Annotated in this window: 6 protein-coding genes; 2 read left to right on the top strand and 4 right to left on the bottom strand. The window is 70.8% G+C overall.

Annotated elements, in window-relative coordinates; genetic code table 11:
* The coding region (locus ACFU95_RS38215) for an RNA-guided endonuclease InsQ/TnpB family protein (RefSeq protein WP_383838112.1) at positions 1 to 1,278 on the top strand (1,278 nt) is incomplete at its 5' end.
* 58 nt (positions 1,279 to 1,336) lie between these two features.
* Here ACFU95_RS38215 and ACFU95_RS38210 read toward each other — a convergent pair.
* A complete protein-coding gene (locus ACFU95_RS38210) occupies positions 1,337 to 2,368 on the bottom strand; it encodes a LacI family DNA-binding transcriptional regulator (protein ID WP_383838129.1) in 1,032 nt (343 codons plus the stop codon).
* Between the two features lie 362 nt (positions 2,369 to 2,730).
* Between ACFU95_RS38210 and ACFU95_RS38205 the strand changes: the two genes are divergently transcribed.
* Positions 2,731 to 4,866 (top strand): glycoside hydrolase, encoded by a 2,136-nt coding sequence (locus ACFU95_RS38205; protein ID WP_383838109.1) that lies wholly within the window; start codon positions 2,731 to 2,733, stop codon positions 4,864 to 4,866.
* A gap of 114 nt (positions 4,867 to 4,980) precedes the next feature.
* Here the strand turns inward: ACFU95_RS38205 and ACFU95_RS38200 are convergent, their stop codons facing one another.
* From ACFU95_RS38200 to ACFU95_RS38190, 3 genes are read right to left on the bottom strand one after another with little or no spacing between them, the layout of a single operon-like run.
* Entirely contained in the window at positions 4,981 to 5,361 is a 381-nt protein-coding gene (locus ACFU95_RS38200) for a hypothetical protein (protein ID WP_383838107.1), read from the bottom strand.
* Between the two features lie 55 nt (positions 5,362 to 5,416).
* Positions 5,417 to 5,704, bottom strand: a complete 288-nt coding sequence (locus ACFU95_RS38195) for an SCO5918 family protein (protein ID WP_383838105.1) — start codon at positions 5,702 to 5,704, stop codon at positions 5,417 to 5,419.
* A gap of 25 nt (positions 5,705 to 5,729) precedes the next feature.
* On the bottom strand, positions 5,730 to 7,232 hold the full coding sequence (locus tag ACFU95_RS38190; RefSeq protein WP_383838102.1) for a DEAD/DEAH box helicase: 1,503 nt from the start codon (positions 7,230 to 7,232) through the stop codon (positions 5,730 to 5,732).
* Positions 7,233 to 7,278 lie beyond the last annotated feature (46 nt).

Genomic DNA, 7,278 nt, shown 5'->3' with positions numbered 1-7,278 from the left:
TCACAGGCCAGCAGAGCACACGAAGGAGGAAGAACGCCCTGGCTACGGGGTCAGCGACTCAGCCGGGCTCCAGGGAACTCACGGGATGTCGCACATCAGCAGGCCGCGCTGGCCAGGGCGTTCGGGTGCGCCCGTGTGGTGTTCAACGACGCGGTCCGCGCCCGCCAGGAGGCCCGGGCGGCCGGGCAGGCGTTGCCCACGGCGGGCGAGCTGTCGAAGAAGCTGATCACCGAGGCGAAGCAGAGCGTGGAGCGGTCCTGGCTGGGCGAGGTTTCCGCGGTCGTCCTCCAGCAGTCCCTGCGGGACGCCGAGAGTGCGTACCGCAACTTTTTCGCCTCTCTCAAGGGCACCCGCAAGGGACCGAAGGTGGGAGCGCCCCGCTTCAAGTCCCGCAAGGACAACCGGCAGTCGATCCGGTTCACCGCCAACGCCCGCTGGAAGGTCACCGATAGCGGGCGGCTGGACCTGCCGAAGATCGGCGAGGTCAGGGTGAAGTGGTCCCGTACCCTGCCCGCCACGCCGTCTTCCGTGACCGTGGTCAAGGACGCGGCGGGCCGGTACTTCGCCTCGTTCGTGATCGACACCGACCCCGCCGCCGACCGGGCACGGATGCCCGAGACGGACCGCACCACCGGCATCGACCTCGGCCTGACCCACTTTGCCGTCCTGTCCGACGGCACGAAGATCGACTCCCCGCGGTTCCTGCGCCGGGCGGAGAAGAAGCTGAAGAAGGCCCAGAAGGAGCTGTCCCGCAAGCGGAAGGGATCCAGGAACCGGGACAAGGCGCGGGTGAAGGTCGCCCGTGCCCACGCGAAGGTCGCTGACGCGCGCCGTGAGTTCCACCACCAGCTCTCCACCCGGCTGATCTGCGAGAACCAAGGGATCGCCGTGGAGGACCTGTCGGTGGCGGGACTGGCCCGCACGAGGCTGGCCAAGTCTGTCCACGACGCCGGCTGGGCACAGTTCGTGGCCATGCTGGAGTACAAGGCGCAGCGGTACGGGCGCACCCTGGTGAAGATCGGTCGTTTCGAGCCGACGAGTCAGGTCTGCTCGACCTGCGGCGTGAAGGACGGGCCCAAACCTCTCGAGGTCAGGGAGTGGACCTGTACGTCCTGCGGCACCGTCCACGACCGGGACCACAACGCCGCACTCAACATCGAAACGGCCGCCGGACTGGCGGTAACGGCCTGCGGAGCGCCGGTAAGACCAGAACCCGTTCTGGCACAGCGTGATGAAACAGGAAGCCACGGATTCCCGACCGGAAACCGTGCCGCGTAGCGGCATAGAAACCAGTCAAGGAAGGCCAGAATCCGCGCCCTTCAGGGCGCGGAGCAAGTCAACGACCTGATCCGGAAGACAACCGCTGGCCCTGGCCGCCCTCCCCGCCGGGCGGCGGCGCCGTGCTCTCCCGCCGCACGAGCCGGGTCGGGACCAGCGTGGTGCCGTGGGCGGTGTCGCCGTGTCGCATCTTGCCGATGACGCCCTCGACGCAGAGCCGGCCCACCTCGGCGAAGTCCTGGTGGATGGTGGTGAGCGGGGGCAGGAAGGACGCGGACTCGGGGAGGTCGTCGAAGCCGATGACGCTGACGTCGTCGGGCACCCTCCGGCCGCGTTCGTGCAGGGCGCGCAGGAGGCCCAGGGCCATCTGGTCGTTGGCCGCGAACACCGCCGTGCAGTCCCGCTGTTCGGCCAGGAGCAGACCGGCCCGGTAACCCGACTCCGCCGACCAGTCGCCGCGCACCGGGGGCGGTGGGGCGACGCCCGCCTCCGTGAGGGCGCCGCGCCACGCGTTGGCCCGGCGCTGGGCGGCGAAGGAGCCCTCCGGTCCGGCCAGGTGCCACACCGTGTCATGGCCGAGGTCCAGCAGATGCCGTACGGCGTCGCGGGCGCCGCCCGCCTGGTCGGTGTCGACGACGGTGTAGCGGTCGCCCGCGTCCGAGTCGGCCACCACGACCTGGACGCCAGGCGGCAGCGAGACCGTCGCCGCGTCGAGGAGGTGGATCTCCATGATGACGATGACCGCGTCCACGGCGAGTTCCCCGAGGCGGGAGAAGGCGCCGTTCACCTCGTCCTGGGTGGGAACGGCGACGGGCAGCAGTGTGACGGCGTAGCCGTGCTGGGCGGCGGAGGTCGCGATCGCCTCCAGGGTGCGGATGTTCCCGTGAGTGGAGAGGGAGAAGGTGATCACGCCGAGGGTGCGGAACTCGCCGCGTTTGAGGGCCCGTGCGGCGCTGTTGGGCCGGTAGCCCAGCTCGCGCATCGCGGCCATCACCTGCTGCCGGGTCTCCTCGGTCACGCCGGGGAAGCCGTTGGCGACGCGGGACACCGTCTGGGAGGAGACGCCGGCCATGCGCGCGACGTCGGCCATGGAGGCGCCCTGGCGGGGGCGGGCGGCACGCTTCCTCGTGCCGACCGCTGTGCTGTCACCGTCCGCTGTGCCCACTTCGTCCCCCTCGCTCCCCGGACTGCGCGACTTTGGCCCGGAACCTTGACCCCTGAGATTCGGACAGTGTAGACATCCCGCCAGCAGATGTTTACGTAAACATTACGAGCCAGAACCATACGAGAACGCACCGAATCGCACCGAACCGCACCCTGTGGTCCCGAAGAGCTGGAGTACTCGAGATGGCACACCGCACCCTCAGGGTCCTTCTGACGGATCTCCGCGGCGTCGCGGCGTCCGGCACGCACTCTCGCCGCACGGCGCGAAGGGACAGGTGGCTCCGCCACATGACCCTTCACACCGCACGCCGAGAGCACGCACCGGACGCCGCTCCTCACTCCACGGAGATCCATCAGAAGGACCCTAAGAGAAGGCTCCTTGGGCTCGGCGTCACGGCCCTCGCGACCGGGACCGTGCTGGCCGCCACCGCACTGCCGGCCGCCCCCGCCGACCCGGCCGCCGCCGCCGTCGCTTCGGTCACCGTCCGGCCCGACCCCTCGTACAAGCAGGAGAAGTTCGAGGGCTGGGGCACCAGCCTGGTCTGGTTCGCCAACGCCACCGGCGACTACCCGCCCGCGATACGCGAGAGGCTCGCCAAGCTGCTCTTCGGCGACGACGGCCTCGCCCTGAACATCGCCCGCTACAACATCGGTGGCGGCAACGCCCCGGACGTCAAGGACTACCTGCGGGCCGGCGGCGCGGTCGAGGGCTGGTGGAAGGCCCCGGCGGGCACCACCCGCGAGGACGTCGACTGGTGGGACGCGGACGACCCCGCCGACTGGAACAACAAGGCCGACAAGACGCAGCGCTGGTGGATCGACCGCATCAAGAAGGACATCACCCACTGGGAGACCTTCAGTAACTCCCCGCCGTGGTTCATGACCGAGAGCGGCTACGTCTCCGGCAACTTCGACGCGGGCAAGGACCAGCTCAAGACGGAGTCCGTGGACGACTTCGCCAAGTACCTGGTGGGCGCGACCGAACGCCTGGAGAAGGCGCACGGCATCAAGGTCGACACCCTCGACCCGTTCAACGAGCCGAACACCAACTACTGGGGCACCAAGCTCGGCGCGGACGGCGAGCCCGTCGGCGGCCGTCAGGAGGGCGCCCACATCGGCCCCGAGCTCCAGCAGAAGGTGCTCCGCGCGCTGGGCCCGGTCCTGGACAAGTCCCGGTCGGACGCGGAGATCTCCGCGATGGACGAGACGAACCCCGGCACGTTCGCCACGAACTGGAACTCCTACCCGCAGGAAGTGCGCGACCTGGTCAGCCAGATGAACGTGCACACCTACGGCACCAGCCAGCGCACCACCGTGCGCGACCTGGCCAAGGCGGCCGACAAGCCGCTGTGGATGAGCGAGGTCGAGGGCGACTGGGGCGACGGGCAGAGCTTCACGGACATGCGGCCCGGCCTGGGCCTGGCTCAGCGCATGGTCGACGATCTGCGTGAACTGGAGCCCAAGGCCTGGGTGTTCTGGCAGCCCGTCGAGGACTACGACAACATGAAGCCGGGCGGCGAGTCCGCGAAGGGCGGCAACTGGGGCGAGATCCAGCTCTCGTTCAGCTGCACCTCGAAGGACACGCTCGAAAGCTGCCCGATCTACACCAACACCAAGTTCGACACGGCCCGTAACTTCACGCACTACATCAAGCCCGGCGACCGGCTGATCAAGACGGACGACACCTCCAGCACCGCGGCGGTCTCCCGCAAGGGCGACGCGGCGACCGTCGTCCACGTCAACAGCACCACCGAGGCGCGCGAGGTCACGCTCGACCTGTCCAAGTTCGGCCGTATCTCCTCCCGCGCCACCGTCACTCCGGTGGTGACCAGCGCCGACGGCAAGCTGGAGCGGCAGAAGGCCGTCCGGGTCACGGGCAAGGAGGCCACGATCACCGTGCCCGCCCAGTCCGTCACGTCGTTCCTCGTCAAGGGCGTGTCCGGCGTCGCGAAGGACGCGGCCGAGCTGCGCAAGGGCCACAGCTACCGGCTGACCGGCGTCCAGAGCGGCAAGGACCTCACCATCGCCGACAACGGCACCGGCCTCGTCATCAGGAGCGCCAACGCCTCCGACCCCGTCGGTCAGCAGTGGCGGGTGGAGCAGATCACCGGCAACGGCAGCGACAACCGCAAGCGGTACGTCCTCGCCGAGGCGACCGAGGGCAAGCGCCTGGCCGTACGTGACGGCGCCCTGGTGGCCGAGCCCGACGAGGGCCGCCGCGACAGCGCCGCCCAGTGGATCATGTCGACGACCGGCGACGGCACCTGGACCCTCGTCAACGCCGCCACCGGGCAGCTCCCGGACGTGGGCGGACAGGCCACGAACGACGGTGCCGCCGTCGGCGTGTGGCAGCCGAACTCGGGCACGAACCAGCGCTGGAAGGTGACGGACGTGACGAGCGCCGCCGCGGCGCGGACCGAGTAGCCGTACGCCCACCGGCGCCTCGCCCGGTAGTCACCGACGACGCCCCCGTCCGCCGCCACCGCACCTCGGTGGCCGCGGCGGGGGCGTCATCGTGGGCGCGTCACCGTGGGCGCGTCACTGGTCCGAGTAGCCGATGTCCCCGATGGTCCAGGCGCTGACGTCCTTCAGCGCGACGCGGTACATGCCGCCCGTGTCGGGGATGCCGAAGCTGCCCTGGAGGATCCGGGCGACGTGGAAGTGGAGGTGGGTGGGCCCCTCATCGGGTCCCGGCCGGTGGCCGCCGTCGCCCTGGGGCGGGGTGAACACGGCGGCGAACGGCCGCAGATGCTCGGAGTCCCGAAGGACCTCGGCCACGCGTTCCTTCCACAGGGCCTCGGGGGCCAGCCGTCCGGTGATGACGGCTCCCGGGATCACCACGGTCAGGGACATTCGGCTGCTGTGCCGCGACTCCACCATCGCGGCGATCGCGACGAGCAGGTCGTCAGGGTGAGTCATGCCTCAGGAGCCTAGCCGGACCACGGGTGTCACGGGAGCGGCGCCGAGGGAGACGTCACCAGCCGAGCGCGCCCCCGCCGGCCGACGTGTCCTGGGCCGGCGTGACCGGAGGGGCGTCGTGGCAGGTGAAGCCGAGCCGGGTCAGCGCCCGGCGCATCTCACCCGCGGTGAAGTCGCGGCGGTTCTGCCGGGTGACCACTTCCCCCACCTGCATCACGGGGTAGACACGACTGCCGATCGTCACGGCCACGCCCACGACGGGTTCGGGCGTGACGCCGTTCATCGACTGTTCCACCTCGCCCTTGGTCAGGTCGAAGGGGAATCGGGCGATCACACAACGCATGGCTGCCTCCACGGAGTTGCCTGGACTACGGGGTGTTCCTCGGGGTGGAGCGACGGCTCCGGCCGGTGCTGCGTCCGCTTCCGTTCCCGTTTCCGCTGCCGCCGCGACCGGCGGCGGCAGACCGTCCGTTGCCGGCCCGGCCGGTGCCGCGTCCCCGTCGGCCGCGGCCCGCGGAGCCCGTGCGTTCGCTCTGCTCGGCGGCCGGCGGGGCGAGGACGACGGGCACGCCGGAGGGGGTCCGGGCGCCGGTGATGCGCTGCAGCTCCTCCTCGCCCGGACGGACCCGGGCGGAGCGCGGCGTGATGCCGGCGTCGGCCATCAGACGGTCCATCGCGCGACGCTGGTGCGGCAGGACGAGGGTGACGACGGTGCCGGACTCACCCGCGCGGGCGGTACGGCCGCCGCGGTGCAGATAGTCCTTGTGGTCGCCGGGCGGGTCGACGTTCACGACCAGGTCGAGGTCGTCGACGTGGATCCCGCGGGCGGCGACGTTGGTGGCCACCAGGACCGTGACCTCGCCGTCCTTGAACCGGGCGAGCGTCTTGTTGCGCTGCGGCTGGGACTTGCCGCCGTGCAGCGCCGAGGCCCGCACACCCACCGACAGCAGGTGCTTGGCGAGCTTGTCCGCCGCGTGCTTGGTGTCCAGGAACATGATCACTCGCCCGTCGCGGGCGGCGATCTCGGTCGCGGTGGTGTGCTTGTCGGCGTCCTGCACATGGAGCAGGTGGTGCTCCATGGTGCTGACGGCGCCTGCGGACGGGTCGACCGAGTGCACCACCGGGTCGTGCAGGTAGCGGCGCACCAGGAGGTCGATGTTGCGGTCCAGGGTGGCCGAGAACAGCAGCCGCTGGCCGCCGGGCGCGACCTGGTCGAGCAGGGCGGTCACCTGCGGCATGAAGCCCATGTCGGCCATCTGGTCGGCCTCGTCCAGGACGGTGACGGCGACCTGGTCCAGCCGGCAGTCGCCCCGTTCGATGAGGTCCTTGAGGCGGCCGGGCGTCGCCACGACGACCTCGGCACCGCCGCGCAGCGCGGTCGCCTGCCGGCCGATCGCCATGCCGCCGACCACGGTGGCGAGTCGCACCCGCAGGGCGCGGGCGTAGGGGGTGAGCGCGTCGGTGACCTGCTGGGCCAGTTCCCGGGTGGGGACGAGGACGAGGGCGAGCGGCTGGCGGGGCTCGGCGCGCTGCCCGTTCAGGCGGGCCAGCACGGCCAGGCCGAAGGCGAGCGTCTTGCCCGAGCCGGTGCGGCCGCGGCCCAGTACGTCCCGTCCGGCCAGCGCGTTCGGCAGGGTGGCCGCCTGGATCGGGAAGGGCACGGTCACGCCCTCGGCGCCGAGCGCGGTCAGCAGACGCGCGGGCAGTTCCAGCTCGGCGAACGTCGCGACCGCCGGCAGCGGCTCGGTGAGGGTGACCGGCAGGGTGAACTCCTGCGGACGGGTGGTGGAGCGTGCTCGGGGGTTCTGCCGACCTGACTTGTGGGCACGGACACGACCTGAGCTGCCGCCGGTACGGCGGGTGCGGTTCATGGAGGAACCTTCCTCGATCCGGCGTATCGAGGAATTCTGCCCAGCG

It is taken from the genome of Streptomyces sp. NPDC057623 (assembly GCF_042800355.1).
Lineage (GTDB): Bacteria > Actinomycetota > Actinomycetes > Streptomycetales > Streptomycetaceae > Streptomyces.
Note: the sequence above shows the minus strand (reverse complement) of the source record. Positions and strands in the feature narration are given on the sequence as shown.